Raw genomic sequence first — 26,444 nt, forward strand, 5'->3', positions numbered from 1 at the left:
GTCCCCAGCGTTATCGTTGACGACCATCGCGAGCATGCTCGCTCCTACAGGATCGGCGTTCTTGTTTCCATGTTTCCTGGGATTGCGTGAAGAACCTTTTTGCACAGCTGGCGAATTTGAAGCGCTGAGCGTCACCCTTCAAGGTGACGTTAGATGAGCCGCGTGAGCGTAGCTTTCAATTGTAGCGAGTCGGTGAAAACAACATTCCGAGATTTCCGACTGCCTGCACTGAGGGTACGTCCATGAACCACAAGTTTTCTTTGAGTATCTGCGGTTTATTGGCCGGGGTTGTCCTGGCCAGCAATGCTTCGGCTCAGGTCACCCTGGTGTCTTGGGGGGGGATTTTTCAGGATGCGCAACGTGAAGTGTTCTTCGACCCCCTGCGGGCCGAGGGCTTGAAAATTAATGAGGACAGTTGGGACGGCGGCATCGGTATCTTGCGTTCAAAGATCATGGCCGGCGACTCCGGATGGGATTTGGTCCAGGTCGAGCCCGAAGAGATGGTGCTGGGCTGTGAAGAGGGGCTGTATCAACCGCTGGACTTTGCCCGTATAGGCAAACCTTCGCAGTTTATCCCGGGGGCCGCGAGCGAATGCGGTTTGGGCGCAAACGTCTACAGCATCGTGATTGCCTACGATGGCAACGTGCTGAAGGCCGGTCCTCAATCCTGGGCTGACTTTTGGGACGTGAAGAAATTTCCTGGCAAACGGGCGCTGCGTCAGGGACCAAAAATGAACCTGGAATTCGCCCTGATGGCCGATGGTGTCGCACCGGACCAGGTCTACTCCGTGCTGAGTACTCCACAAGGTGTCGATCGTGCCTTTGCCAAGCTTGAGCAGCTCAAGCCGAACGTGATCTGGTGGTCGGCCGGCAACCAGCCGATGCAACTGCTCGGCTCCGGCGAAGTCGTCATGACCACGACTTACAACGGCCGTGTATTTGCCGCCAATGAGTCAGACAAGCGCAACTTCAAAGTGGTCTGGAATGGCGGGATTTTCATGGTCGATTCCTGGGTGCTGCTCAAGGGCAGCAAGAACCAGGACGATGCGTACCGCTTCCTCAAATATTTTGGCGATGCCCAGAATCAGGCGCGATTCCCGCTGAAAATACGCTATGGGGTGGCGAATAAAGACGCCAATCAGTTGATTCCAGCCGATATTCAGGCCCAGTTGCCGAGCTCGCCCGAGACCCTGGCCAAGTCTGTTCCCTTCAATGCCGAGTATTGGCTGGAAAACATTGACTCACTCACCGAGCGATTCTCTGCATGGTCGGCGAAATGACGGTCGTTAACTCGCGCAATGCCACCTCCGGGGTGATGGCTGGCGCTGCCGAATCGGGCGCCTGGGCGTTGCGCAAAAGCTGCCCTCAATTGCGCCGACGCCAGTGCATGGCATTGCTGCTGATCGCCCCGTTGTTCCTGTTCCTGTTGGGCACTTTCATCCTGCCGTTGAGCGGCATGCTCAAACTGGCGGTGGATGACCGGGAAACCGCCACGTTGCTGCCGCGCACATTGTCAGCCTTGCAGGCGTGGGATCAGCGGTCTTTGCCCTCTGACGCAGCGTATGAAGCGCTGGTGGCTGATTTGCGTCAGGCCCAGGAGGACAAAACGGTCGGCACTATCGCGCGGCGTCTCAACTATGACACGCCGGGGTTGCGAAACCTGATCAGCAATAGCGCGCGCAAGTTGTCGACTGTCCAGGCGGGCAGCGGCAACGGCCAGCAGCGTTTGCTGGCGGCCGATCCGCAATGGAGCCAATTGGAGCCCTGGACTGCCATCGAGCGTGCCCGTGGGCCGGTCACCAGCCTTTATTTGCTGACGGCACTGGACCTTAAGCGCGACACGCAAGGCCAGATTGCCCGGGTTGACGCGGAGCAATCGAACTATCTGGACATTCTCGCGCGCACGTTCGGTATTTCGTTATCCGTGACCTTGATCACGTTGTTGCTGGCGTTCCCGGTGGCGCAATACATGGCCTCTGCACCACCGCGCATGGGCGCGATCATCATGTTGCTGGTGCTCCTGCCTTTCTGGACCTCGGTACTGGTCCGAACCATGGCGTGGGTGGTTGTGCTGCAGGGCAATGGCCTGATCAACAATCTTCTGCAAACCCTGGGTGTGATCGAGAATCCGCTGCACATGCTTTACAACCGCACCGGCGTTCTGGTGGCGCTCAGTCATGTCTTGTTGCCCTACATGATCCTGCCACTGTATGGCGCCATGCGCGCGGTCCCAGCTGCACAAATGCGCGCGGCAGTGTCGCTCGGCGCCGGCCCGGTCATGGCTTATCGCAGGGTGTACTTGCCGCAATTGCTGCCGGGTATCGCAGCGGGTTCGTTGCTGGTGTTCATTCTTGCCCTTGGCTACTACATCACACCTGTGTTGATTGGCGGTCCGAATGATCAATTGATCAGTTACTACATCGCCTTTTACACCAGCGGCACCATCAATTGGGGCTTGGCGGCGGGGTTGGGCATGGTCCTGCTCATCGCAACGCTGGTGCTTTATCGGGTTTATGTCGGCCTGGTTGGCGTACAGCGAATCGGTCGTTAGGAGAACGTATGCAAAGCACTCTGTTTTGGCGCTATTTCAACCGCTGCGCAGCGTGGGTGGTGCTGGTGTTTCTGATGGCGCCCATCCTGGTGATCATTCCGTTGTCTTTCAACGGTGGCAGCTTTCTCAGCTATCCATTGGATGGCTTGTCATTGCGCTGGTATCAGCAGGTGTTTGACTCGCCTCAATGGCTGTTTGCACTCAAGAACAGTTTGATGATCGGGGTCGCCAGTATGGGCCTGGCAACGGTGCTCGGTACGCTGGCTGCGCTGGGACTCAATCTTGCGGACTTTCGCATGAAGGCCCTGTTGATGGCGGTGCTGTTGTCGCCAATGATCGTGCCCACGGTGATCACGGCCGTCGGCATCTACTTTTTGTTCTCCACGCTCGGATTGGCCAGCACTTACCTCGGTATGGTGCTGGCGCATACCGCCTTGGCGACGCCTTTCGTACTGATCGCGGTCAACGCCACGCTGCAAGGGCTTGATCGAGGTTTGCTGCGGGCGGCAGCGAGCCTCGGCGCCGGTCCGATCCGTACGTTTTACCGAATCACCTTGCCGCTGATTCTTCCAGGCGTGGCCAGCGGTGCGGTGTTCGCCTTTGCCACTTCGTTCGATGAGGTGGTGGTGTCATTGCTGCTGTCGGGACCGGAGCAGCGCACTTTGCCCCGAGAGATGTTTTCCGGCGTGCGCGAAAACCTCAGCCCATCTATCACCGCCGTGGCGTTCCTGCTCACGCTGTTGTCGACCCTCTTTCTGCTGACCCTTGGCTGGTTGCAACGCTATGCCGTGCGCATGGCGGGGGACAGTGCGGTTTCCAAGGCTTGATTCTGGTTGCGACAGGTTCGCGGCCACCCTGCAATTCACCCGAGAGCGTGTGATCTCATGTCGAAGAATAATGATACCTACGTCAGGTTCGCTGGCGTGAAAAAAAGCTATGACGGCCAAAACCTGGTGGTCAAGAATCTCAATCTGAATATCCGCGAAGGCGAGTTCATGACGCTGCTCGGTCCCTCGGGCTCAGGTAAAACCACCTGCCTGATGATGCTTGCCGGTTTTGAAACCGCCAGCGAAGGGGAGATCTATCTGGATGGTCAACCGATCAGCCGTATAGCGACGCATAAACGCAACATCGGCATGGTGTTCCAGAACTATGCCTTGTTCCCGCACATGAGCATCGCCGACAACCTGGCGTTTCCCTTGCAGGTCCAGCGTCTGGATAAGGCCGAAATTCGCAGCCGGGTAGGGCGTGCCCTGGAGATGGTGCACCTGCAGCACCTGGCGACACGTAAGCCGGCTCAGCTCTCCGGTGGTCAGCAACAGCGGGTAGCAGTGGCACGTGCATTGATCTTCGAGCCCAAGCTGGTGCTGATGGATGAGCCGCTGGGAGCGTTGGACAAACAACTGCGCGAACAGATGCAATATGAAATCAAGCGATTGCACAGCCAACTGGGCATCACCATGGTCTATGTCACACACGATCAGGGCGAGGCATTGACCATGTCTGATCGAGTGGCGGTCTTCAACGATGGTGTGATCCAGCAACTGGCCAGTCCGGGCGATCTTTACGAACGCCCCGCGAACGCCTTCGTTGCGCAGTTCATCGGCGAGAACAATCAACTCAAGGGCATCGTTCAGAGCATGCATGGCGAGCGCTGCGTCATTGCCATGGATACCGGTCAACAGATCAACGCCATGAGCTCACCCGGACTGAAGACCGGGCAGCGTTGTTGCCTGGCGCTGCGTCCAGAGCGGGTCAGCTTTCTCGAGCCGGGGATTGAACTGAGCAACAACTTTGAGGCAGACGTTTGCGAAGTGATCTACCACGGTGACCATCTGCGTACCCGCGTCAGGTTCTGTGGGCACGATGACTTCATCATCAAGATTCCCAATGTTCAAGGGCTGGTTCCCACCTTGCCGGGTCACCGCGTGAGGATCGGCTGGCACCTGCAGGATTGCCATGCGCTTGGCGTCTGAAACAGAGCTTTTTTGGCTGATGGCTCACCCCTTGAGGGTAGATACACAGAAGGCATCAGACCCTAGATTCAGGATCAAGGAACACACACGGCTGTGTGTCCTCTCCCAAATGAATGACCTGGAGTGGCAGCATGAACAGTAACAACAATGCCTGGCTCAAAGAACACAACACCGTGCACTTGATGCACCCGATGCAAGATCCGAAAGCACTGCATGAAAACCGGCCGTTGATTATCCAGTCCGGTAAGGGCGTACACATTACCGACATCGACGGGCGCCGTTTCATCGACTGTCAGGGTGGGTTGTGGTGCGTCAATGCCGGGTATGGTCGTCGCGAAATCATTGACGCAGTGACCAGGCAGATGGAGGAGCTGGCCTACTATTCGTTGTTCCCGGGCAGCACCAACGCACCGGCCATTGCACTGTCGCAGAAGTTGACGGAAGTGGCCGCCGAGGAAGGCATGGTCAAGGCATCGTTTGGCCTGGGTGGCTCCGATGCAGTGGAAAGCGCACTGAAGATCGCGCGACAGTACTGGAAACTCGAAGGACAACCCGACAAGGTCAAATTCATCTCGCTGTACAACGGCTATCACGGCCTTAATTTTGGCGGCATGTCTGCGTGTGGTGGCAATGCCTGGAAAAGCAGCTACGAACCCTTGATGCCGGGTTTTTTTCAGGTTGAATCACCACACCTGTACCGCAACCCCTTCACCAACGATCCAGAGGAGCTTGCTGAGATCTGCGCGCAGATCCTCGAACGGCAAATCGAAATGCAGGCCCCCGGCACCATTGCCGCGTTGATCGCCGAACCGGTCCAGGGTGCCGGCGGCGTCATCGTGCCCCCTGCGTCCTATTGGCCGCGCTTGCGCCAGATTTGCGACAAGTACGACATTCTGCTGATCGCTGACGAGGTGATTACCGGCCTTGGTCGCAGCGGTTCGTTGTTCGGCTCCCGTGGTTGGGGCGTCAAACCGGACATCATGTGCCTGGCCAAGGGCATCAGCAGCGGTTACGTGCCACTGAGCGCAACCCTGGTCAATTCACGTGTCGCCCAGGCCTGGGAGCGAGATGCCGGTTTTACCTCGGTTTACATGCATGGCTACACCTACTCCGGGCACCCCGTTTCATGCGCTGCAGCGCTCGCTGCGATCGATATTGTGCTGGATGAAAATCTCGCAGAAAACGCGCGAGTGGTTGGCGACTATTTCCTGCAGAAGCTGCTGACGCTGAAAGAGAAACACCGGGCCATCGGCGATGTGCGAGGCAAAGGGTTGATGCTGGCGGTCGAACTGGTCAAGGATCGTGCGACCAAGGAACCGTTCGGCCCCGCTGATGCGTATCCGTTGGCCATCTCTGAGGCTTGTGTGAGCAATGGCGTGATGATTCGCACCATCGTCAACAAATTGATCATTTCGCCACCGCTGACCTTCACTAAAGAACACGTCGACGAAGTGGTCGAAGTGCTCGATCGCGCGTTTGTTGCCAACCCCTGGTAAGCCACTGCCGACCAGCATTTACGGATGCTGGTCATTTTTCGTCTGTCTCAAGTGTGAGTGCTTCCATGAATTCAACGCTGGAAATGGCGAATGACCTTCGCCGACGTTTGTCGAGCCTCGATGACGCCAGTCTCGATCTACTGTTTCGTGAAGGGCGCAGCCACAATGGTTGGCACGCGCGCCCTGTCAGCCAGTCGCTCCTCGAAGAACTGTGGGCGTTGGCTCAGTTTGCGCCGACCTCAGTTAATTGCATGCCCGCAAGGTTGGTGTTCGTTACCAGTGATGCTGGCAAGCAGCGCTTGCAACCATGTTTGAGCCCAGGCAACGTCGAAAAAGTGCTGAGTGCACCAGTGACCGTGATTATCGGCTTTGACATGGACTTCTGGCAGCAGTTACCCAGGTTGTTCCCGCATGCGGATGTGCGCGATATGTTTCGCAACGACCCCGTGGCGAGTGAAGAGTGCGCTTTGCGCAACAGTTCCCTGCAAGCGGCCTGGTTGATGCTGGCTGCCCGTGGGTTGGGACTGGATTGCGGGCCGATGTCGGGATTCGATAGTCAGGCAGTAGATGAGGCATTTTTTGCTGGTAGTACAGTGCGCAGCAATTTCCTTTGCAACCTTGGATACGGCGATGCAAGCAAGTTGCATCAACGCTTGCCGCGTCTGTCTTTCGATGAGGTTTGTACATTCGCTTGATGGGAGATGCGATGGCAGTGCCCGCTGATGACGGCGGGCACTGATTCTTTGATCAGTTCAGGTTCCGTGATCCATCCATGTTGTCGTAATAACGAGCGAACAGTTCGTTCTGGCAGGAAATGCCAAGCTTGGCATAGGCCCGCTTACGATGGGTCGCCACGGTATTTATTGAGATCCCGAGATTCAAACCGATACCCATGGTGGTATATCCCAGCGCGATGGACGCGCAGATCTGCGCTTCGCGTTGGGTCAGGCCTCCAGCGGCCTTGAGCAACGTGTTGCGTAACTCTTCATACATTCTTTCCCTGCGTTCCAGGCTCAATTCTGCCGGTTTTGTTTCTGGTGTTTCCTCGCGGTGCCTGAGCTCTAGCATTTGCGTGTGCTTGCTCAACGTCTGCGCGAGGAAGCCGCCCAGATACTCGAGCCGCAGACTGTCCTCATGAACAAAGTCTCTTTGCTCATCACTGCGGTAAAAACTGCAGTAAAGCGTGCGGTCACCGACTGACGTCACCAAGGCGAGTTCCTGGCGCACCAGTGCGTCGTGATAAAAGCGCCGACGGTAGCCCTGGTCGCGGATATGTGCGGGTGAAACGCAACGTACCAGCAACGGCTGATTCGGGGTCAAGGCGGTTTGCCCCAAGGTGATATTCGGATCGCGCCGAAAGGCTCCCTCCGTATATTCCTGTGCGAGGGTGCGAGTCACGTTGCGGGCCTGGCTGTGCAGCGCCTCGGCAACGAGGCAGTGAGGATTACCCCGTTGATCGAAGCTGAATACGGTGCACTGGTCCACGTTCAATTGGTCGTGGCAAAAACTGAAGAAATCCTGCGAAAAATGGTTGTTGCCAATTCCGCCGACCAGGTTTGCCATTTCATTCATGCCGGGGATCATGCTGGGTTCTCCTCATGCAGAACTGTTGTTGTTCTGTCTGGATGTGGCCGGGTGGTTATTGCTGATGCAAGTGTGCAGACGCAATACACGCATTCTTGAAATGAAGGCATAAACCAGGCCATGAACGCCGCGAATCGAGCTTCCTGCGCAGGCTCCAGGCAAATTGTCCTGTTTATGGCGACAGCTTCAGGGAAAAACCCTGATCAGGCTGTGACGCCCGCCAATGGCGGGCGAAAGCTGCCCCGGGATCTACTGACTATGGGTGTTATTGCACCCAATTCGGGCACTGCATAGCGGGGACTCGGGGTGGCCTGGCACGATCCACACTTTCCATTTGCGGGCGTCCAGGCTGGTAACATTTAAGCTGCTCGATCGGTAACACTTTTCAGGGTCTGCCGTACTCAGGTAAGCCCAAGTTGGCGAATGGCAAAGTCGCGCAATCGGTTTTTCTGGATCTTGCTCGATCCGGTCATGCCGATGCTTTCGAAGTCTTCGACAATGCACAGGTAGCGCGGCACCTTGAAGTTGGCACAGCGTGCTTTGCAGAAAGCGATCAAGTCTTCGCTGCTGGCGACGGCACCCTGCTTGAGGGTGACATAGGCCGCAGGGACTTCTCCCAGTCGCGGGTCGGGCACGCCGATCACTTGGGCTAACTCGATAGCGGGGTGTTTGAGCAGCACCTGTTCGACTTCCAGTGGCGAAACATTCTCGCCACCGACGCGGAACATATCCTTGAGTCGACCGATGAACTGCAAGCGTCCGTCCGCCGACAGCGTGCCAAGGTCTCCGGTATGCAGCCAGCCCTCGCGCAAGGTGGCGGCTGTCTGGTCGGGCAGCTTGTAGTAGCCCTTCATCAGGCTCCAGCCGCGCGCGCAAATTTCACCCGGTTGGTCTGGCGGCACTGGTTGACCGCTTACGGGGTCTCGAACCTGAATGTCCAGACCGTTGTGGGTGGTCATGGAACCATTGAGACGCAAATCCAGAGGTTCACGGTAATCGGAAAAGACCAGATTCGGTGAAGCTTCCGAGAGGCCGTACGCATTGCAAATGTCCTTCGCGCCCATCTTCTCGACGACGTCATGGAGGATCTGCGGGCTGGCAGCCGCCCAGCCGCCGCGAAGGCACAGACGATGGGTGCCGAAGCCGGACTCGGCCAGCATCATCAGAAACATGGTGTCGTTGCCCGAGGTCAAGGTGCACCGCTCGCGCTCCATGATCGCCAGTGCCTGAGCCGGATCGAACGTCGCGGCGGTGACCAGGGTGGCGCCGTGAACCAGCGCGACCAACAATGACATGGTGCTGCCGGCCACATGATAGAACGGCCGTGGACTGAAGTAGCGATCCTCCGGGCGCACGCCCATGCGAACGGCCACACATTTGGCAATCCCGAGCATCGAGGCATGGCTGAGCATGACCCCTTTCGGAAAAGCGGTGGTTCCCGAGGTGAACTGGATCAACAACGTATCGTCGGGATCGACCTGCGTGCGTGCTGCCGCCAATTCAGCGGGCTGGACATCGGCGCCGAGTTGAAGGAAGCCGGCCTCGCTCAATCCTGCTTGGGGTACGCGTTGACCAAATACCACCAGATGCTGCAAGAGCGGCAGATTGTTCCCCGGCAGCGTGGTGTTTATCGCCGGTTCGACATCCCCGAGCATGCCGACGAAGTCAATCTTGTCGAGGAAGGTATCAACGCAGAACAGTGCGCGAACATCTTCGTGGTCCAGGCCGTAGCTGAGCTCCTCACTGCGAAAGCGCGTGTTGAACGGTACGCACACCAGACCGAGCGAAGCCGCTGCGTACCAGAGCACCGCCCATTGCACGGAGTTGCCCATCAGCAGGCCGATATGCTCGCCTCGTTGCAGGCCCAGCCCGAGCATGGCGCGAGCCGTGTTATCTACCTGCTCAAGAAGCTGGCGATAACTCATGCGGCCGTCTTCGGCAATCAAGGCGTCGTTGTCGGGGTAGTGCCGGGCAACGTCACTCAATACTGTCCAAAGGGGACCGGGCAGCGGGGAAGTCGATACAGTCATGGGGATTCCTCAGACGAAAGATGTCATGCCGGCACGCCAGGTGCCTTCGGTCAGGTTGTCCTCGATGGCGAGGATCTCGTGGGCCAGGGCGCCAAAGCGACTGTCATCGGCGCCCTTGTCGATGGTGCGTTTGGCACTGCGGATGGCATGAGTGGGAGCCGAGGCGATCTCCCGTGCCAAGCTATGGACATAGTTGTCGAACTCAGCGTGAGGCAGCACCTGATTGACCAGGCCAATGGACTTGGCTTCCTCGGCACTGACTTCACGCCCGGTGAACATCAGTTCTTTTGCGATGCGCCTGCCAACGATGCGTGGCAGCCGTTGTGTGGCGCCGACGGTGCCCCAGCGTGCCTCCGGGTAGCGGAAGCTGGCTTGGTCACTGGCGACGATGAAGTCGCAGGCGCTGGCAATTTCGCAGCCGGAGCCCACAGCCGGGCCCTGGACTACCGCAATCACCGGTATCGTCAGGTCTTCCAGTGCGGCATACAGGGCGAAGGCCTTGATGCGTCGAGCGCGGATCTGGTCTTCATCCATGTCCTTGCGTTCCTTGAGGTCGGCACCGGCACAGAACACGGGTCCATTGGCGCGCACCAGCAGCACGTGAATATCGGTGCGCTTGTTGACTTCCCGGATAGCCAGGTGCAATTCAAGGCACAGTTGAGTGTTCAAGGCGTTGCGTGCCTGCGGGCGATTGAGGGTCAGGGTGGCGATGTTTTGCGCCACCGTGAGGCAGGCAACTGTGGTCAGATCGGGCTGAGTCATTTTTATACCGCTCCGGAGCGATGCAAGGCGTTGATGTCTTGCGAGTTGTAGCCAAGGTCTTGCAGCACTTTGTCGGTGTGTTCGCCCAGCAAAGGCGGGCGGTTTGCCGTGGGGTTGTCGTAACCATTGAACTGAAATGGCAACTGAATGGCCGGGAAGCGCCCGCTCTCAGGATGTTCGAAGTCGGCAAACACACCGCGTGCACGCAAGTGCGGGTCGACGACTACCTCGTCCAGGGTTTTCAGCGGCCCGGCAGGTACACCCGCCGCGTCACAGGCAGCGCAGAGTTGATCTCGGGTCAGCAGGGCGATGGCGTCCGTCAACATCGCCATCACTTCATCGCGGTGCAATACACGGCCACTGTTGTGTTGCAGGCGCGGATCAGATCCCAACGATTCCAGACCAAGCAGAGCGCAGAGTGGATGCCAGTGCTGATCGGCCCCGGTAATGTGTACATAACCGCCATCGGCACATCGGAAACTGGCCGACGGGACACGGCCAGGGTGCTCGGTGCCGAGACGCTCAGGCACTTCATCCAGCGCAAAGTAACGGGCGGCCGCCAAGGCCAGCAGACTGATTTGGCCGTCCAGCATGGAGAAATCAAGGTAGGCGCCCGTGCCTTCTTTTTGCCTGCCCTGAAGCATGGACACGATGCCCAGTGCGATCCACAACCCGGAGCTGAGGTCTGAGACCGGAATTCCGGGTTTCACCGGGCCGCCATCTTTCTCGCCGGTGAGACTCATGATTCCGCTCATGGCCTGAAACACGGTGTCGTAACCCTTGCGACTGGCATATGGTCCAGTCTGGCCAAACCCGGTGCAGGAGACGTAAAGCAGGCGCGGGTTGAGTGCTTTGAGCACTGGCCAGTCCAGGCCGTATCGCTTGAGTGTACCGACCGGGAAATTCTCCAGGATCACGTCGGCTTCGCCGGCCAGTTTGCGGACTATTTCCTGGCCTTCGATTGTGCGCAGATTGACCGTGATCGATTCTTTACTGCGATTGAAAGCATAGAAATAGGCACTGCGTTCACGCCCCAGCGCTTCGGCCTGTGCATCCTCGTCGAGGTAATCAACGTTGTCGTCAGCCTGACGCACAAAAGGCTCATAGCCTCGGGTCTCGTCACCATCGACGGGTTGTTCGACCTTGATCACCCGGGCGCCAAGTTCAGCGAGAATCATCCCGGCAAAGGGGCAAGCCAGGACGCGCGCCAACTCCACAACCGTTACACCTTCCAAGGGTTTCATGCTGGCGCCTCCGTTTGGCGAAAGGCACGCATCTGGGCATTCAATTGCTGACCGATCTTCAGACCTTCGCTGAAGGGCAGTTCGGTGACCCGGTGGAAGATGCTCTTGGTGGCCTGCATTGCCTGCAGCGGATGACTGGCGATCTGCTGAGCCAACGCTAGCGCCTCGCCAGGCAGGTCGGCGTCGGCCACAACCCGGTTGATCATGCCCAGTTGCCGAGCTTCCTGAGCATCCAGAGTGCGACCGGTGGCGACCAGATCAAAAGCAGCCTTACGCCCGACATGTTCAACCAGCCCGGCCATGACAATTGCGGCGACGATCCCGTGCTTGACCTCTGGATAACCGAACCGAGCGCTTTCGCCAGCCAGCGCCAGATCGCAAGACAAGGCGAGCCCGCTACCGCCACCCATGGCGTAACCGTTGACGGCGGCGATCACCGGTTTACTCATCTGCTTGACCAGCCCTTGCAGTTCGGTGGTCAGCGCAGCGCGACGTTCCACCAGCGATTGATTGTCCGGGGTCAGCACCTCGAACTCTCGGGTGTCGGCCCCCGCACAGAAACCACGGCCGGCACCGGTGACGATCACCACTCGAACAGACGGGTCGGCATCGGCATCCTTCAGGGCCTGGACCAATCCCTCGGTGAGTGCGAAGTTCAAGGCATTGAGTTTGTCCGGGCGGTTGAGCGTCAGCGTCTGTACGCCATCCCGGGTTTCACGCAAAACGACCTGATGTTCGGTCATATAAAGTGCTCCTGTCAGGGCTGCATGGCGCGCAGGCGGGCGAGGGCCTGTTCGAGTTCTTCGACGAGTGATTGCATGATTGCTGCGGCGGGCAGCAGTTGATGGATCAGCCCGGCACTTTGTCCGGCTTCGACTTTGCCGTTGCTGACATCGCCGTCGAATGAGGCTTGTTTCAAACTGGCCGAGGCCAGCAATGAGGCATAGGCGTCGGGGGCAGCCTGTGGCATGCCGTCGCGCTCGGCCTGTTCAACGCGTTCGGTAAAGGCATTGCGCACGCTGCGCACCGGCAGTGCGCCGCGACCGACCAGGACGGTGTCGTCGATGTCGGCGTCTAGTACTTTTTGCTTGTAGGCGGGATGCAGGAATGCTTCCTCCGACAGCATGAAGCGTGTGCCTAACTGCACGGCGTCCGCACCCAGGGCGAGCAGCGCGGCAATGCCATATCCGTCGGCGACTCCGCCGCCGGCTACGAGGGGGCAGTCGACTTCCTGCAACACGCGCCGCACGTTGACCAGCGTGCTCACTTCATTGGCCGGCGGATGTCCACCGGCTTCACTGCCAACGACGACCAGCCCATCGACCCCGGCCGCAGCGGCCTTGCGTGCATGTTCGACAAATGCGACGACGTGAAGCCAGGTCGCTCCGTAGTCCTTGAAGCGTTGCAAGTGAGCTTTCGGCGAACCTTGGCTGGCAATGATGACCGGTACTTGTTCGGCCACCAGCAAGTCCAGTACTTCGTCGGCGCCCTTGCGGTACAGCGGGATGTTCACCGCGTAGGGTTTGTCGGTCAGCTCACGCACCTGGCGGAGCGTTTGGGCAAGGTCGGCCAGACGCATCGGTCCTGCGGCGATCACTCCCAGGCCACCGGCATTGGACACGGCGGCGGGCAGGGCGGCGCAACTGGATGCCCAACTCATGCCTGCCTGAATGATCGGGTAGCGGATGCCGAGTAACCGGGTCAGGCGGGTGTCGATCGACATGCTTCATTCCTCATCATCATTCTCCGGACTCAGGTTGTACGGATTGTTTTTCTTGAGTTCGCCGTAGTACTCGAGGCTGTTGTTGTAGACGCGATGCATCAGTTCACGCAGTTGCTTGAGCTCGCTAGTCGACAGGCCGCTCAACATGCGTTCGTTCCGCTCGTTGGAATCATCGAGAATTCGGTCGACCATCTCCTTGCCTTCCGCACTCAGGCAGAGCAGTGCACTACGCCCGTCCTCCGGATTAGGTTGACGCTCGATCAACTCTCGCTTGGTCAGGTTGGTGACGATCCTGCTCATCTGGCTTTTCAACACGCTGGCATGCTTGGCGACTTGAACCAGCGGCGCCTGGCCGAGGTAATCGAGAATCGCCAGAGTCCGCCACTCAAGCACCGTAATGGCGAAATGCTGAGGAATGGTCATCGCTGCGATACGACTCGACAGGCCGGCCAGACGCTGCAGCTGAACAGAGAACAGGTCGCGCATATCCGTAGTGATTTCAGGTTCTCGAGCGGCGGCTGCTGTGGTTTTTTTCATAAGGCACCAAAGGCTATCTGGGGAAAGGAATTAGCCTCTCATTGTTCGGGAGTGCAGACCTGAGCTCAACCGTTGAAGCGTGATTGCTCGCGCAATAACGCCAGACTGCCATCCAGCCCCTTGGAGAAGGCTGCAAGCACCAGGTCGACTTCGCTGTCAGTGATGATCAACGGTGGTGCGAACACCACGCTGTCGTTCAGCGAACGGGCAGTCACACCATTGGCTTCGGTTTGCTGAGACACGCTCAAGCCGACTTTCCACTCTTTGGGGAACGCGGCCTTGCTGGCTTTGTCTGCCACCACCTCGACGCCCCACATCAGGCCGGCACCGCGTACTTCGCCCACCAGCGGATGGTCGGCCAGTTTGCGCAGGCCTGCACCCAGGCGTGCACCGACTTGCTGGGCGTGCGCCGGGAGTTGGCGCTCTTCATAGATATTCAAACATTCCAGTGCAACGGCCGCCGGGACCGGATGGCCGCCATAGGTAAAGCCGTGACCGAAGATGCCGATTTTCTCGCTCTGGCTTTTCATCGCCTGATACACCGGCTCGGAAATCAGCAGTGCGGAAATCGGCAGATAGGACGCCGAGAGTGCCTTGGCGCAGGTAATCATGTCTGGCTGCAGGCCGAAGGTTTGCGAACCCCACCAATTGCCGGTACGACCGAAGCCACAGATGACTTCGTCGGCGACCAGCAAGATGTCGTGGCGCTTGAGAACCTGTTGGATTTTTTCGAAATAGCCGGCGGGCGGGGTGATCACGCCTCCGGTGCCCATCAGCGGTTCGGCGAAAAATGCGCCAATCGTATCGGCACCTTCGCGCTCAATCAGGGTTTCCAGCTCTGCTGCCAGGCGGGTGGAGAACGCTTCTTCGCTTTCACCCGGCAGACCCTCGCGGTAGTAGTGGGGGCAGGTGACATGCAGGAAACCGGGCAGCGGCAGGCCGAAGTCCTGGTGCAAGTGTGCAAGGCCGGTGAGGCTGGCACTGGCAATGGTTGTGCCGTGATAAGCGCGATTACGGCTGATGATTTTGCGACGTTGTGGCTGGCCAATGGCGCTCCAGTAGTACCAGACCAGTTTGATCGCGGTGTCGTTGGCTTCAGAACCTGAACAAGCGAACAACACTTTGGACATTGGCACCGGTGCCAGCGAGATCAAGCGTTCTGCCAACTGGATCGCTGGTTCGGTCGAGCGGTGCGCAAAGTTCTGGTGATAGGGCAGTTGCTTCATTTGCCGCAACGCGGCTTCTTCCAGGCGCGTCTCGCTATAACCCAGCGCGGCACTCCACATGCCCGACATGGCGTCCAGATACTGCTTGCCTTGGTCATCCCAGGTGTAGATGCCCTCACCACGGACCATCACGGTCGGACCGACCTTTTCGTGGTTGGCCAGGTTGGTCTGGCTGTGGATGTGAAAAGCGATGTCGCTGGCGTGTAATGAGCGTGACATGGCGGTACTCCGTTCGGGTCGTGCGACTTGCGTCGTGGGTGCAATTGTTGTTGATGGGGTGGCTTCAATATGGTTGACAATGTGAATCATGTGGTTCATGTTGTCAACTATCTTCTGGTGCTTCAAACGGAAGATGAGCAACGACCGGGGACACGGTCGAGCTGATGGAAAGCTGCGCTAAGGTTTGATCTTTATCTCTGCCTAATAACAAGTCAGCGCTCAGCGGGCGCTAGAAACAGGAGATGGAAAATGTTCGACACCCTGAAGTTTTCAGCAGTAAGGCGACATGTGTTGGCGGTTGCGGGCGCAGCGTTGATCGCTCCGCAGGTTTGGGCGGCCGATCCGTCTACAGTGACCGTCGCAGGCTATGGTGGTGGTCTGCAGGATGCATTGATTGCAACGCTGTGGAAGCCAGCGGCAGAGAAGGCTGGGTTGAAGCTGCGGACCGAGTCGCATGACGGACAACCGGCTGTACGACTGCAAGTGCAATCTGGCAAACCCGCCTGGGATGCCATTCATATCGGCGCCAATGACTGTGCGGCATTGTCCAAGCAGGGGATGCTCGAACCCTTGGACTACTCCGTGATCGATGCCAAAGGCATACCTGAACTGGCGCGGGACAAGAACTGGATCGCTACCAACAGCTATTCAGTGGTCATGGGCTGGCGCACCGACAAATTCAAGGTCGGCCCGAAGAACTGGAAAGAGTTTTGGGACGTGAAGAAGTTTCCAGGTCGTCGTGCGCTTTCCGTCGCACCGGATGAAATGCTTGAAGTGGCCTTGCTGGCCGATGGCGTGCCGCGCGATCAACTCTATCCCCTGGATATCAAGCGTGGCCTCGCTTCGCTGGAAAAGATCAAACCTTACGTCGTTGTCTGGTGGACCTCCGGTGCTCAATCCGCGCAACTGATCAAGGATGGCGAGGTCGATCTGATCGCGATCTGGAGCAGCCGTGTCGATTCTGTGGTGAAAGACAAAGCACCGGTGGCCTATACCTATGAAGATGGCCTGCTCGGTTATGGCTGCATGGCCATCCTCAAGGGCGCCGGGAATGCGCCGGGGGCGCAGAAGCTGATTGCCAATTCCGTATCTGCGCCGATTCAGGCCCGAATTCCGACCATGATGGGCTACTACGGCCCGACCAATAGCCTGGCTTTCGATCAACCTGGTGTTCCGGCCGATGCACTGAACAGCTCCAACATGTCGCCCGACAACAGAGCCAAGCAGGCGCTGATGGACCCTCGCTGGTGGGGCGACCATGTCACAGATGTTCAGGAAGACTACAAAGAGTTGATCGCACGGTAATTGGTTTTTTTGGAGGTCGGAGTTATGCAAGGCAATATTGCGATTCGGGATGTCTATAAAGGTTACGGATCATTTACTGCGATCGATCATGTATCCCTGGACGTCAACCCTGGTGAGTTTCTTACCCTTCTCGGCCCTTCAGGGTCGGGGAAAACGACCTTGCTCAATGTGCTGGCCGGCTTCATTCGCCCGGACTCGGGAAGCATCAAGGTCGATGGCGTAGAGTTTTTGGATTGTCCGCCACATAAACGGGATATCGGCATGGTGTTTCAGAACTATGCGCTGTTCCCGCATATGACCGTTGCAGAAAACGTTGCTTATCCCTTGCGTTTGCGCAAGGTCAGCGGTGCGGAGCGAACCCGTCGGGTCAAGGCCTCCCTGGAAATGGTGCAGATGGACCATCTCGGTGAGCGCGGCATTCATCAGCTTTCAGGTGGTCAGCGTCAGCGTGTCGCGCTAGCCAGGGCCATGGTGTTCGAGCCGAAAATCATGCTGATGGACGAGCCGCTTTCAGCACTCGACAAGAACCTGCGCGAGCACATGCAACTTGAGCTCAAGCGCCTGCATGCCCGATTGGGGATGACCACGATTTATGTCACCCACGACCAGAAGGAAGCATTGACGCTCTCCCATCGCATTGCGGTGTTGAACAAGGGCAAACTGGCGCAACTGGATACCCCGGACGCACTCTACGAGCGCCCCCTTGATCGTTTTGTCGCGGGTTTCATTGGCGAGAGTTGTTTTTTTCCCGTGGAGGAGAGTGGCGATGCCGTCCTGTTCCAGGGACGGGCGCTGAAACTGCCGTTGGGCACGGCGCTCAGACATTCGCAGCGCCGAGTGCTCATGGTGCGACCTGAGCGCCTGCAATGGCAGGCTCCGGCGGATGCCAGCGCGATGAACCGGATCGATGCGGTAGCACGCGACGTGGTGTATCAGGGCGACAGTTATCACGTCGGTCTGGTGTTACCTGACGGTAGCGAGCTCACGGCTCGCCATCAAAAGGGCTTTCGTGATGTCGCGGTACCGACACCCGGTGCTGCGGCTCAGCTATGGCTGCATGCCGAGGACACCTTGCTGGTGACGGAGGGCGCATGAATGCCGATCTTCCCCCTCGTCAAAAGCTCCAGAGGGTCACGCCCATGAAACAAGTCAGTCTTTCCGCTCGCACCGACGGCGCTACCATCGGAGGCGAAGACCCGATGGTCCATCGCCTGGCGATGGCCGAACTCAAGGAACGCTGGGCGCTGCTTTCCCTGACGTTGCCGGGCTTCATTCTGGTGTTCGTGGTGTTGGCGGTGCCCTTGGGGTGGCTGTTCTGGTTGTCGGCCTTCGACAGCAGCGGTGCGCTGACCCTGGACAATTACCTGCGTTTGCTAAGACCTGTGTACCTGAGCAGCTTCATCATTACCTTTCAGATGGCGTTCTGCGTCACGCTGATTTGCGTGCTGCTGGGATATCCACTGGCGTACCTGCTGTCGCAACTGCCCGAACGCGCCAGCCAGATCTGCATGGCTTTCGTATTGCTGCCGTTCTGGACTTCGATTCTGGTTCGTACCTACGCCTGGTTGGTGTTGTTGCAGCGCCAGGGGATCATCAATAACTGGTTGCTCGATCTGGGCCTGATCCATGAGCCACTGGCGCTGGTGAACAACTTCTTCGGAACCGTCATCGGCATGGTCCACGTCATGTTGCCGTTCATGGTGCTGCCGCTCTACGACAAGATGAAAAACATTGATCCGTTGTTGATGTCGGCAGCGGCCAATTGTGGCGCCACACCGGCCCAGGCGTTTCGTCAGGTCTTTCTGCGATTGTCGCTGCCTGGACTGGCTTCGGGTATCACGCTGGTCTTTGTGATTTGCCTGGGCTTTTACCTGACACCGGCATTGTTGGGCGGTGGCAAGGTGTCGATGTGGTCGATGAAGATCAGCGACACCATTGCCCTGTACGGTAACTGGGGCGCCGCGAGTGCACTGGGAGTGGCCTTGCTGGTCGCCACGGTGTTGATCCTCTGGGGCATGCGCAAACTGTTCGGGCTCAACGAACAAGGGAGGAACGGCTGATGTTCAAGCTCAATCAAGCGGTGACGCCGACGCAGATTACCCATGCACACCGGCTCTGGTTATACGTCCTGGTCGGGTTGATCCTGTTGTTCTTGATCATTCCATGCCTGATTGTGATCCCGATGTCGTTTTCCGCCTCGCAGTACCTGGAGTTTCCGCCACGGGAGTGGAGCCTGCGGTGGTACGAGGCTTATCTGGGATCGCCGGAATGGATGATGGCGACCTGGGTCACGGTGAAAGTGGCGGTGATGTCGACCTGCATCGCTACGGTATTGGGGACGCTGGCAGCCTATGGCCTGTCGCAAGTACGCGGTGGCGCGGCGAAGCTGGTCAATAGCCTGATGATGCTGCCGATGCTGGTGCCAATCATTCTGGTGGCGGTGGGTGTGTTTTTTGTCTATTCGCGTACAGGTCTGAACAATTCCATCACCGGCCTGGTGCTGGCGCATAGTGTGCTGGCGATACCTTTTGTGCTGATTGCGGTGGGCAATGGTCTTCAGGGGTTCGACATGAATCAGGAAATGGCCGCACGCAGCCTGGGTGCTTCACGTCCCTGGGCCTTTCTGACGGTGACGCTGCCGCAGCTGCGACTATCGATCTGTTCCGGCGCGCTGTTTGCCTTCATCGCGTCATTCGATGAGGTGGTCATTGCGCTGTTCATTGTCGGCGGCGAAAGCTCCACGCTGCCCCGCCGGATGTTCGCCAATATCCGCGATCAGATCGATCCGACCGTGGCCGCGGTATCGACCTTGATGATTGTCCTGTCGATCCTGCTACTGGTGGCGATGCAGTACATCAAGAGCCTGGAGCGTCGTCAGCAGCATTGATGCGGTTCATGCCCTGTCGACATGTCCCTTTGGAGACATAGGCAGTTGACGTTGTGCATCCGAAGATGACGTTCGGGGAATTTGCCCTGAACGAGACATTGGAGGATCACCGCGTGGACAGACCGATAACATCAGCGCCGACGGCGGCCTTTACCCCGTCAGGGATCAGCTATCAAAGTGTGGAAAGCGGTTACTTTGAACAACGTCGCCTGCAACGTCATGCAGGCTTTTTCACCTTGCTGATTCTTGGCGTCGGGGCGGTGGTGGCGGGTCAGTACTCCGGTTGGAACCTGGGCTTGGCACAAGGCTTCGGTGGCATGGCTTTAGCCTTGCTGATCATCGCCGTGATGTACCTGTTTCTCTGCTCGTCAATCGGTGAAATGGCGGCTGCGCTGCCGCACACTGGTGGTGCCTACTCCTTTGCTCGTACCACGATGGGGCCTTGGGGCGGATTCAGCACCGGGCTTGCGGAGAACATCGAATTCATTCTGGCCCCGGCCGGCAACATGTTTTTCATGGGCGCCTATCTGACTGCCATTTTCGGTACCGGACCCGAGTGGCAACCTGTCTGGTGGGTGGTCGGGTATGCCTGCATGTTGCTGTTGTCGAACCGGGGCCTGGGGGTGTCGATGCGCGCTGTCGTGCTCATCACGCTGGCGGCAGTATCGGTGTTGGTGGTGTTCTTTATCGCGGCTTACCCGCATATGGATTTCGCCTGCAAGGCCTTGAACCTTGCAACTGACGCAGCTGGAAAGCCGATTGAATTGGAGGGCGGTAACGGGCCATGGCTGCCGTTTGGCCTTACAGGCGTCATGCTTGCGTTGCCGTTCGCCGTTTACATGTTCCTGGCCATTGAGCAATTGCCGCTGACTGCCGAGGAGTCGCACAACCCGACCCGCCATTTGCCGCTGGCATTGGTCTGGGGCACTGTGATTCTTGCGGTACTGGCGCTGGGCGTGTTGTTTTTCAGTGCATCGATCGGCGGCGGCAGCTTTTTCATGAGCACTTCGTCAGAGCCGTTGCTCGATGGCTTCAGGGGGCTGTTCGGGCACACCGCGAGCAAGCTGTTGTCAGCGGTGGCAGTGCTGGGTCTGGCGGCGTCGTTCCTGGCGGGAAGCTTTGCCGCGGGACGCAATATCTATTCGTTGTCTCGCGCCGGTTACCTCCCGACAGGGCTGTCGGTGACGCACCCGACCCGCAATACCCCGAACATTGCTTTGGCCACCGGGGCTGCGGCTGCATTGAGTATCCTGATGCTGTGCTGGTTCACCTTCGGCAAGGATAACAACCCGTTGATGGGCGGGATCCTGGTGAGCATGATCGTGTTCGCCGGAATGATTTCCTACATCTTGCAAAGCGTCGCCTATATTCGTTTGAAGCGCTCCTTTGCCAGTTTGCACCGGCCTTATCGCAGTCCTTACGGGACATTCGGTGCGGTAGCGGTGATCGTGATTGCATTGGCGACGCTGATTTATCAGTTTCTCGATCCTCTGTACAAATGGGCCGCACTTGCTGCTGCCTGCTGGTGCCTGGTCGGGATGGCCTATTTTGCTTTCTACCGTCGTCATCGCCTGGTGTTGTCACCTGAAGAAGCATTCGCCGTGAGTGGCGGCCGTGAAGGAAATCCGCAATGAGTACAGTCAAACAATTGCAAGGCAAGGGCCGTCTGGCCGGTAAAGTGGCCATTATCACCGGCGGCGCCGGTGGATGCGGCGCTGCGGCAAGCCGGCTGTTCGCGGCGGAAGGGGCCAAGGTAGTCATTATCGACTTGAATGGCGACGCCGCCGTCAATCTCGCGACGCAAATCATTGCCGATGGCGGTCAAGCGCTTGGGGTGGGTGCCGATGTATCGCAAGCCGCCCAGGTGCGTGAAGCCGTTGCGCGCGGGCTGGCTGAATTTGGCCCGGCGGATGTGCTGTTCAACCACGCCGGCACGTTGATCGTAAAACCCTTTCTGGACGTGCAGGAGCATGAGTGGGACTGGCTTTTGGCGGTCAATGTCAAAAGCATGTACCTGGTGACCCAAGCGGTGCTTCCACAAATGCTTGCCAAGGGGGCCGGCAGCATCGTTTGCACCTCGTCGATTTCCGCGCAATACGCGACCCCGGGGGAGGTCGTGTACAACGCGAGCAAGGGCGCTTGCCAGATGTTCGCACGCGCCATAGCCGTCGAGTTTCGTGACCGGGGGATTCGCTGCAATGCGGTCGCACCGGGGTTTATCCGCACCCCTCACGGCGAGCGGGAAATGCGCGACTTGCAGGCCATGGGCGTGGATGCCAGTGAAGAGGCGATCAGCCTGCAACAGGGCCGTCTGTGCGAGCCTGAAGAGGTGGCCCGCGCAGCACTGTTTTTAGCCAGCGACGAGGCATCATTTGTAAGTGGTACGCAGCTGTTCGTGGACAACTGTTTTTCCGCTGTCTGAGTCATCCGTGGCAGGAAATGTGCTTGTTTTTTATCGCTGGATTCAGGGTGCGCCTATGCGGTTCGGCGCACCGGATAAAAACAAGGAGATGGCATGGCAACTTCAGTTTCGCAGCCTGGGTGTGGCATGGAGGCCACGCCTGTTCTTGGCACATGGCACGCGGCGACGCCCGGTTTGGTTGCACAATTGCAGTGTGATGGCTTTACCCCACAGTTGGACGAAGCTCTACAGGCTCTGGTGATTTTCGACCAGAGCTGTGTGCTGTTTTACCCGTCCGGTGGTTCGCCATTGTTACTTCACGACAACCTGCAAGGCATTTCCGAGCCAGGAGCGATGCACAACTACCTCAACGGTACTTACTTGCTGGACCCGGTCTACACGGCCTGCGCGCATGGCCAGGCTACAGGCCTGTACCGCATGAGCGAACTGGCTCCTGACGCCTTCTTCGAAGGTGATTATTTCAATTCGCCGGATGTACATCCCTGCATCTCGATGCAGTCGGGCACGTTGTCCGAAGAAATCGTGTTCATTTGTGCTTTGCCAGGCATCGGCCATCTGGCCTACTCATTGATGCGATTGAATGCCTCTGCGAAGTTTTCACCTGTGCAGATTGAGGCTTTGCAAAACTGTCAGGCGATGGTCGCTGTGTTGTTGCAACGCCACTACCAGGGCGTTGGTGCTCAGGTCGATGACAGTGCGCTGGCTTTGAGAGAGCATCTGAACAGCGCATTTTCGCGTTTCGCCGCCGACCAACTGACCCCGCGCGAACAATTGATCGTCAGCATGATCCTGCGCGGTCACTCCAGCCTGTCGATCTCGCTGCACCTTGGCATCGCTGAAGGCACGGTGAAGAATCACCGCAAGCACCTGTATTGCAAGCTCGGCATTTCCAGCCAGTCCGAATTGTTTCATCTGTTCGTGAATTTTGTACTCAGTCACACAGCGAGTATGCCGCTCGCCATTGCAGGTAGCGCGATACAGTTCCAGGAAGCATTTGCCAGTTAAGGCGCCTGGGATTTACCCGCTTTTTGCGATGAATTCAGCGACCAAAAAAAAGCACGGACAGAGGTCCATGCTTTTTTTATTCTGTCCGGATGCTGACAGGTCACTCGAGGTAGATGGTCTTGGCCGAATCGTACGCCGGTGCATCGAAGCTGATGAACAGCGCCGATTGCTGACCCTCGACGTAATACTTGTGTGGGACATTCTGCGGGATGGAAACGTAATCGCCGGTCTTCAGAATGCGGTCCTCGGTCGGGGTTACGACCCGTGCACTGCCGCTGAGAAGGATCAGTGAATGATCGGCGTCGGGATGGCTATGGTTTTTTAACTCGGAGAACATTTCTACAAGATTCACGCGCTTCTCCGGCGTTTTTATCAGCGTCCAGCCTCGGTCACTGGGATCATTCCAGCCGGGAGGACTGGTCATCACTGATTGTTGTTTCTTGACGACGGGAGTGGGGCCGGAACTGTTTGTCGAGAAATCAGCAGCGGTGGCCTTTGCCATGTCGATGGTGGGCACATCAAAACCCAGTAGCAGGACTTTCTCCTGGTTTTGCGGGGTCATCTGGTAGGCCTGGCCGGGAGGAATCGCCACGTAATCGCCTGCTGTCGCGGTGACTTCCCGGTCAGCGAAATGGAACAGCACGGTGCCCTGCAAAACGATCAGCGTGCGCTCGCCGATGTCATGGCTGACAACCGGCGATTGTTGGTCGAGCTGGACCAGCGTGGTACGTGACGATGCGGTTTTGTGCATTTCCCAAATCTGCTGGCCGAGCAGGGTTTCGTTCGCCGGGCCCCTTATCAAATCGTCCCGTTCAACCAGCAGCAACTTATCACTGGCGAAGACCGGTGTTGAAAGCAAAAGCACCCCACAGATCAATCGGGTTTGCCGCGCAACAGTGTTGAGACTGAGCATTTCTACACCTCTTCGTTGGATGATGTCGTTTGGGAAACAGTGGTGGGCAACAGTGGATTCAACCCACTGCGCAGGACCCGGCTATGCAGTTCACGGCCAAGCGCGGCTTCGCATTCGGCGGCGACGTCGAGCAGGCGGTCCAGGTCTATACCTGTGCGTACGCCCATCGATTCCAGCAGGTTGACCCAGTCTTCGGTACTGACGTTGCCGGTGTGTCCGCCGCCATACTTGACCTTGGCCGGATGGCCGCCGACACCACCGAAGGCGCAGTCGTACCAGGTGACCCCAGCTTCGAGCGCGGCGACGTAATTCACCAGCCCGGTCGCGCGAGTGTCGTGGAAATGAGCAATCGGAGTGATCTCGGGAAAGGTCGCAAGCACGGCACTGAACAGGCGCTTGACGCTCTGCGGCGTCGCGACACCGGTGGTATCGCCAAGGGTGACGAACTTCACGCCGCGCTTGGCAAACTGCTCCACATCCGCCAACACGCTGGCCTCGCTGACGCGACCCTCGAACGGACAACCAAAAGCCACGGATACAGTACCGATCAAGCGGAATTGATTGAGGGCCTTTTCGGCCATCTGCTGAATATTGAGCCATTGATCTGCACGGCTGCGCTTAAGGTTTTTCAGCGAGTGCGACTCAGAAGCGGACACCAGTAAACTGATTTCATTTGCGCCATGCCCGGCAGAGAGGTCGCCGACAGCTCGCTCGACGGCTCGCACGTTGGCGCAGGTCGCTTTGTAGAACACGCCGGCCCGACGCTGCAGGGTCGCCAACAGAGAACTGGCATCGGCAAATTGCGGAATCACGGCAGGATTGGAGTAGGACGTCGCCTCGACCCTCTGAAAGCCGATTTCGGCGAATCGCTCCACCAATCGGCGTTTTGTGGGTGTGGGCAGAAAGTTCGGTTCGTGCTGCAGACCGTCGCGGGCGAAGCATTCACACAGAGTGACGTCTCTCATTGGGACCCCTGAGGTGGTAACGGAACATGGTTGACATGGTGAACTAAATTTACGAGTATATGGTTGATAGTGTCAACCTGTTGCTGCGTATTTCGTTACCGCTCATGCGTTGCCGATACCTTTGCAATCGCTTGTGTTCAATACCCATTTGCGAGGAAAGATCCATGTACACCGACCTGTTGTTTTACATCGACGGCCAATGGACTGCCGGCAGCGCTGGCAACACTGCAGCTGTGATCAATCCTTCGACGGGCGAGACGCTCGGGCAATTGCCGATAGCTTCGAATGAAGATCTGGACGCCGCATTGGCAGCGGCAGCGAGCGGCTTTGGGATTTGGTCCACGACATCTGCCTACGACCGTTCAGGCATCTTGCGGCGAGCGGCTTTGCTGGTACGTGAACGCCACGCGCTGATGGCAGAGTGCATGACGCTGGATCAGGGCAAGCCAATGGCGGAGTCGACCATGGAAGCCAAAAGCGCGGCCGACCACATTGAGTGGTATGCCGAAGAAGGGCGACGCGCCTATGGCCGCATCGTGCCTTCACGCAATGCGGCGGTACGCCAGCTGGTGGTGCGCGAGCCAGTCGGTCCGGTAGCCGCTTTTACACCGTGGAACTTCCCGATCAATCAAGCGGTACGCAAAATAGCAGGGGCTCTGGCTGCTGGCTGCAGCATCATCATCAAGGCGCCAGAGGAGGCTCCGGGAGCAGTGATCGAGCTGGTGCGCTGTTTCCACGATGCGGGTGTGCCCAAGGGCGTGCTGAACCTTGTGTTCGGTAACCCAGCGCACATCTCCGATTACCTGATCAGGTCACCGATTATTCGAAAAGTGTCCTTTACCGGCTCGACTGCCGTAGGTCGACAACTCGGTGCCCTGGCCGCGACACACTTGAAATTGACGACCATGGAATTGGGTGGGCACGCGCCGTTTATCGTCTGCGAGGATGCCGATGTAGAGGCTGCCGCCGCATTGGCCTGCACCCTCAAATTCCGCAATGCCGGACAGGTCTGCGCTTCACCCTCGCGCTTCTATGTGCATGACGCAGTATTTGATCTTTTCTCTCGGCGATTCACCGAACTGGCGGGACAGCTCAAGGTGGGCGACGGTTTCGACCCAACCAGCCAGATGGGGCCACTAGCTAATGCTCGACGCTTGATGATGGTTCAAGAGTTGATCGCCGATGCCCGTGACCTCGGTGCCAAGGTGCTGACAGGCGGAAGCCGGATCGGCAGCACGGGCCATTTTTTCCAACCGACGCTATTGACCGACCTGCCGGAGCAGGCGCGTCTTCTCAATGAAGAGCCTTTTGGTCCGGTGGCGCCATTGTTGCGTTTCAATGATCTGGACAGCGTGATAGCGCAAGCCAACAGTCTGGAGTACGGGCTGGCGGCGTTTGCATTCACCCGGTCATTGAAGACCGCGACTGAGTTGGGTAATCGCCTGCAAGCCGGGATGGTTTCGATCAACCACTTTGGTTTGGCCCTGCCGGAAACGCCATTCGGTGGCATCAAGGCCAGCGGTCACGGCAGTGAGGGCGGAACTGAAGGTCTGGATGCCTATCTGACGACCAAGTTCATTAGCCAGGTAGGCGTCTGAA

General features: G+C 58.0%; 24 protein-coding genes. 14 read left to right on the forward strand and 10 right to left on the reverse strand.

Translation table 11 applies throughout. The annotated features are described in order from the left end of the window. Positions 1-242 precede the first annotated feature (242 nt). The 6 genes from KGA88_RS17270 (at position 243) to KGA88_RS17295 (ending at position 6,718) form a co-directional block, all read left to right on the forward strand. Complete coding sequence (locus tag KGA88_RS17270) at positions 243-1,280, forward strand: ABC transporter substrate-binding protein (RefSeq protein WP_223593015.1); 1,038 nt, start codon at positions 243-245, stop codon at positions 1,278-1,280. Next, positions 1,277-2,551 carry an ABC transporter permease gene (locus tag KGA88_RS17275; RefSeq protein ID WP_223593017.1) on the forward strand — a complete coding sequence of 425 codons (1,275 nt, stop codon included), beginning with the start codon at positions 1,277-1,279 and terminating at the stop codon, positions 2,549-2,551. The genes KGA88_RS17270 and KGA88_RS17275 overlap by 4 nt, the downstream gene beginning before the upstream one ends. Positions 2,552-2,559: 8 nt before the next feature. Beyond that, a complete protein-coding gene (locus tag KGA88_RS17280; RefSeq protein ID WP_154910122.1) occupies positions 2,560-3,378 on the forward strand; it encodes an ABC transporter permease in 819 nt (272 codons plus the stop codon). A 57-nt stretch (positions 3,379-3,435) separates the two neighbouring features. Continuing rightward, positions 3,436-4,527: an ABC transporter ATP-binding protein gene (locus KGA88_RS17285; protein WP_223593019.1), complete on the forward strand. Its 1,092-nt coding sequence runs from the start codon at positions 3,436-3,438 to the stop codon at positions 4,525-4,527. 131 nt (positions 4,528-4,658) lie between these two features. Next, complete coding sequence (locus KGA88_RS17290; RefSeq protein WP_223593021.1) at positions 4,659-6,023, forward strand: aminotransferase class III-fold pyridoxal phosphate-dependent enzyme; 1,365 nt, start codon at positions 4,659-4,661, stop codon at positions 6,021-6,023. A 65-nt stretch (positions 6,024-6,088) separates the two neighbouring features. After that, positions 6,089-6,718: a malonic semialdehyde reductase gene (locus KGA88_RS17295; protein ID WP_263296161.1), complete on the forward strand. Its 630-nt coding sequence runs from the start codon at positions 6,089-6,091 to the stop codon at positions 6,716-6,718. Between the two features lie 52 nt (positions 6,719-6,770). Here the strand turns inward: KGA88_RS17295 and KGA88_RS17300 are convergent, their stop codons facing one another. The 8 genes from KGA88_RS17300 to KGA88_RS17335 form a co-directional block, all read right to left on the reverse strand. Next, entirely contained in the window at positions 6,771-7,607 is an 837-nt protein-coding gene (locus tag KGA88_RS17300) for a helix-turn-helix transcriptional regulator (protein WP_154910125.1), read from the reverse strand. Positions 7,608-8,008: 401 nt separating this feature from the next. Then, positions 8,009-9,637, reverse strand: coding sequence for an AMP-binding protein (locus KGA88_RS17305; RefSeq protein WP_223593023.1), 1,629 nt, complete (start codon positions 9,635-9,637; stop codon positions 8,009-8,011). Between the two features lie 9 nt (positions 9,638-9,646). Further along, positions 9,647-10,399: an enoyl-CoA hydratase/isomerase family protein gene (locus KGA88_RS17310; RefSeq protein ID WP_154910127.1), complete on the reverse strand. Its 753-nt coding sequence runs from the start codon at positions 10,397-10,399 to the stop codon at positions 9,647-9,649. Between the two features lie 2 nt (positions 10,400-10,401). Beyond that, complete coding sequence (locus KGA88_RS17315) at positions 10,402-11,643, reverse strand: CaiB/BaiF CoA transferase family protein (protein ID WP_154910128.1); 1,242 nt, start codon at positions 11,641-11,643, stop codon at positions 10,402-10,404. Then, positions 11,640-12,386, reverse strand: coding sequence for an enoyl-CoA hydratase/isomerase family protein (locus KGA88_RS17320; protein WP_154910129.1), 747 nt, complete (start codon positions 12,384-12,386; stop codon positions 11,640-11,642). Before KGA88_RS17320 ends, KGA88_RS17315 begins: the two co-directional genes overlap by 4 nt. A 14-nt stretch (positions 12,387-12,400) precedes the next feature. Further along, positions 12,401-13,366: an NAD(P)H-dependent flavin oxidoreductase gene (locus tag KGA88_RS17325; protein WP_154910130.1), complete on the reverse strand. Its 966-nt coding sequence runs from the start codon at positions 13,364-13,366 to the stop codon at positions 12,401-12,403. Between the two features lie 3 nt (positions 13,367-13,369). Continuing rightward, positions 13,370-13,903: a MarR family winged helix-turn-helix transcriptional regulator gene (locus tag KGA88_RS17330; RefSeq protein ID WP_154910131.1), complete on the reverse strand. Its 534-nt coding sequence runs from the start codon at positions 13,901-13,903 to the stop codon at positions 13,370-13,372. A gap of 65 nt (positions 13,904-13,968) precedes the next feature. Then, positions 13,969-15,348: an aspartate aminotransferase family protein gene (locus KGA88_RS17335; protein WP_154910132.1), complete on the reverse strand. Its 1,380-nt coding sequence runs from the start codon at positions 15,346-15,348 to the stop codon at positions 13,969-13,971. Between the two features lie 249 nt (positions 15,349-15,597). Between KGA88_RS17335 and KGA88_RS17340 the strand changes: the two genes are divergently transcribed. The 7 genes from KGA88_RS17340 (at position 15,598) to KGA88_RS17370 (ending at position 22,967) form a co-directional block, all read left to right on the forward strand. Then, positions 15,598-16,653: an ABC transporter substrate-binding protein gene (locus tag KGA88_RS17340; RefSeq protein WP_223593026.1), complete on the forward strand. Its 1,056-nt coding sequence runs from the start codon at positions 15,598-15,600 to the stop codon at positions 16,651-16,653. Continuing rightward, complete coding sequence (locus KGA88_RS17345) at positions 16,654-17,748, forward strand: ABC transporter ATP-binding protein (protein ID WP_223593028.1); 1,095 nt, start codon at positions 16,654-16,656, stop codon at positions 17,746-17,748. Positions 17,749-17,792: 44 nt separating this feature from the next. Next, positions 17,793-18,713 (forward strand): ABC transporter permease, encoded by a 921-nt coding sequence (locus tag KGA88_RS17350; protein ID WP_154910134.1) that lies wholly within the window; start codon positions 17,793-17,795, stop codon positions 18,711-18,713. Beyond that, positions 18,713-19,540, forward strand: coding sequence for an ABC transporter permease (locus tag KGA88_RS17355; protein ID WP_154910135.1), 828 nt, complete (start codon positions 18,713-18,715; stop codon positions 19,538-19,540). Before KGA88_RS17350 ends, KGA88_RS17355 begins: the two co-directional genes overlap by 1 nt. Before the next feature lie 113 nt (positions 19,541-19,653). Continuing rightward, the gene (locus KGA88_RS17360) at positions 19,654-21,174 is read left to right on the forward strand and encodes an amino acid permease (RefSeq protein WP_223593032.1); all 1,521 of its coding nucleotides are present in this window, start codon (positions 19,654-19,656) and stop codon (positions 21,172-21,174) included. Further along, on the forward strand, positions 21,171-21,962 hold the full coding sequence (locus KGA88_RS17365; protein ID WP_154910137.1) for an SDR family NAD(P)-dependent oxidoreductase: 792 nt from the start codon (positions 21,171-21,173) through the stop codon (positions 21,960-21,962). Before KGA88_RS17360 ends, KGA88_RS17365 begins: the two co-directional genes overlap by 4 nt. A gap of 93 nt (positions 21,963-22,055) precedes the next feature. Beyond that, on the forward strand, positions 22,056-22,967 hold the full coding sequence (locus KGA88_RS17370; RefSeq protein WP_154910138.1) for a helix-turn-helix transcriptional regulator: 912 nt from the start codon (positions 22,056-22,058) through the stop codon (positions 22,965-22,967). Between the two features lie 100 nt (positions 22,968-23,067). Here the strand turns inward: KGA88_RS17370 and KGA88_RS17375 are convergent, their stop codons facing one another. Beyond that, the gene (locus tag KGA88_RS17375) at positions 23,068-23,880 is read right to left on the reverse strand and encodes a cupin domain-containing protein (protein WP_154910139.1); all 813 of its coding nucleotides are present in this window, start codon (positions 23,878-23,880) and stop codon (positions 23,068-23,070) included. A gap of 2 nt (positions 23,881-23,882) precedes the next feature. Beyond that, positions 23,883-24,845 carry a hydroxymethylglutaryl-CoA lyase gene (locus tag KGA88_RS17380; protein WP_154910140.1) on the reverse strand — a complete coding sequence of 321 codons (963 nt, stop codon included), beginning with the start codon at positions 24,843-24,845 and terminating at the stop codon, positions 23,883-23,885. A 164-nt stretch (positions 24,846-25,009) separates the two neighbouring features. Between KGA88_RS17380 and KGA88_RS17385 the strand changes: the two genes are divergently transcribed. Next, positions 25,010-26,443 carry an NAD-dependent succinate-semialdehyde dehydrogenase gene (locus KGA88_RS17385; RefSeq protein ID WP_154910141.1) on the forward strand — a complete coding sequence of 478 codons (1,434 nt, stop codon included), beginning with the start codon at positions 25,010-25,012 and terminating at the stop codon, positions 26,441-26,443. The last annotated feature ends 1 nt before the right edge of the window (position 26,444 follow it).

This window comes from Pseudomonas sp. A-R-19, from assembly GCF_019956575.1.
Taxonomy (GTDB): domain Bacteria; phylum Pseudomonadota; class Gammaproteobacteria; order Pseudomonadales; family Pseudomonadaceae; genus Aquipseudomonas.

What these genes read in the sequence shown, in the direction of transcription:
- KGA88_RS17270 (WP_223593015.1), top strand. Translation starts at nt 243, where the DNA reads ATGAACCACAAGTTTTCTTTGAGTATCTGCGGTTTATTGGCCGGGGTT.
- KGA88_RS17275 (WP_223593017.1), top strand. Translation starts at nt 1,277, where the DNA reads ATGACGGTCGTTAACTCGCGCAATGCCACCTCCGGGGTGATGGCTGGC.
- KGA88_RS17280 (WP_154910122.1), top strand. Translation starts at nt 2,560, where the DNA reads ATGCAAAGCACTCTGTTTTGGCGCTATTTCAACCGCTGCGCAGCGTGG.
- KGA88_RS17285 (WP_223593019.1), top strand. Translation starts at nt 3,436, where the DNA reads ATGTCGAAGAATAATGATACCTACGTCAGGTTCGCTGGCGTGAAAAAA.
- KGA88_RS17290 (WP_223593021.1), top strand. Translation starts at nt 4,659, where the DNA reads ATGAACAGTAACAACAATGCCTGGCTCAAAGAACACAACACCGTGCAC.
- KGA88_RS17295 (WP_263296161.1), top strand. Translation starts at nt 6,089, where the DNA reads ATGAATTCAACGCTGGAAATGGCGAATGACCTTCGCCGACGTTTGTCG.
- KGA88_RS17300 (WP_154910125.1), bottom strand. Translation starts at nt 7,607, where the DNA reads ATGATCCCCGGCATGAATGAAATGGCAAACCTGGTCGGCGGAATTGGC.
- KGA88_RS17305 (WP_223593023.1), bottom strand. Translation starts at nt 9,637, where the DNA reads ATGACTGTATCGACTTCCCCGCTGCCCGGTCCCCTTTGGACAGTATTG.
- KGA88_RS17310 (WP_154910127.1), bottom strand. Translation starts at nt 10,399, where the DNA reads ATGACTCAGCCCGATCTGACCACAGTTGCCTGCCTCACGGTGGCGCAA.
- KGA88_RS17315 (WP_154910128.1), bottom strand. Translation starts at nt 11,643, where the DNA reads ATGAAACCCTTGGAAGGTGTAACGGTTGTGGAGTTGGCGCGCGTCCTG.
- KGA88_RS17320 (WP_154910129.1), bottom strand. Translation starts at nt 12,386, where the DNA reads ATGACCGAACATCAGGTCGTTTTGCGTGAAACCCGGGATGGCGTACAG.
- KGA88_RS17325 (WP_154910130.1), bottom strand. Translation starts at nt 13,366, where the DNA reads ATGTCGATCGACACCCGCCTGACCCGGTTACTCGGCATCCGCTACCCG.
- KGA88_RS17330 (WP_154910131.1), bottom strand. Translation starts at nt 13,903, where the DNA reads ATGAAAAAAACCACAGCAGCCGCCGCTCGAGAACCTGAAATCACTACG.
- KGA88_RS17335 (WP_154910132.1), bottom strand. Translation starts at nt 15,348, where the DNA reads ATGTCACGCTCATTACACGCCAGCGACATCGCTTTTCACATCCACAGC.
- KGA88_RS17340 (WP_223593026.1), top strand. Translation starts at nt 15,598, where the DNA reads ATGTTCGACACCCTGAAGTTTTCAGCAGTAAGGCGACATGTGTTGGCG.
- KGA88_RS17350 (WP_154910134.1), top strand. Translation starts at nt 17,793, where the DNA reads ATGAAACAAGTCAGTCTTTCCGCTCGCACCGACGGCGCTACCATCGGA.
- KGA88_RS17355 (WP_154910135.1), top strand. Translation starts at nt 18,713, where the DNA reads ATGTTCAAGCTCAATCAAGCGGTGACGCCGACGCAGATTACCCATGCA.
- KGA88_RS17365 (WP_154910137.1), top strand. Translation starts at nt 21,171, where the DNA reads ATGAGTACAGTCAAACAATTGCAAGGCAAGGGCCGTCTGGCCGGTAAA.
- KGA88_RS17370 (WP_154910138.1), top strand. Translation starts at nt 22,056, where the DNA reads ATGGCAACTTCAGTTTCGCAGCCTGGGTGTGGCATGGAGGCCACGCCT.
- KGA88_RS17375 (WP_154910139.1), bottom strand. Translation starts at nt 23,880, where the DNA reads ATGCTCAGTCTCAACACTGTTGCGCGGCAAACCCGATTGATCTGTGGG.
- KGA88_RS17380 (WP_154910140.1), bottom strand. Translation starts at nt 24,845, where the DNA reads ATGAGAGACGTCACTCTGTGTGAATGCTTCGCCCGCGACGGTCTGCAG.
- KGA88_RS17385 (WP_154910141.1), top strand. Translation starts at nt 25,010, where the DNA reads ATGTACACCGACCTGTTGTTTTACATCGACGGCCAATGGACTGCCGGC.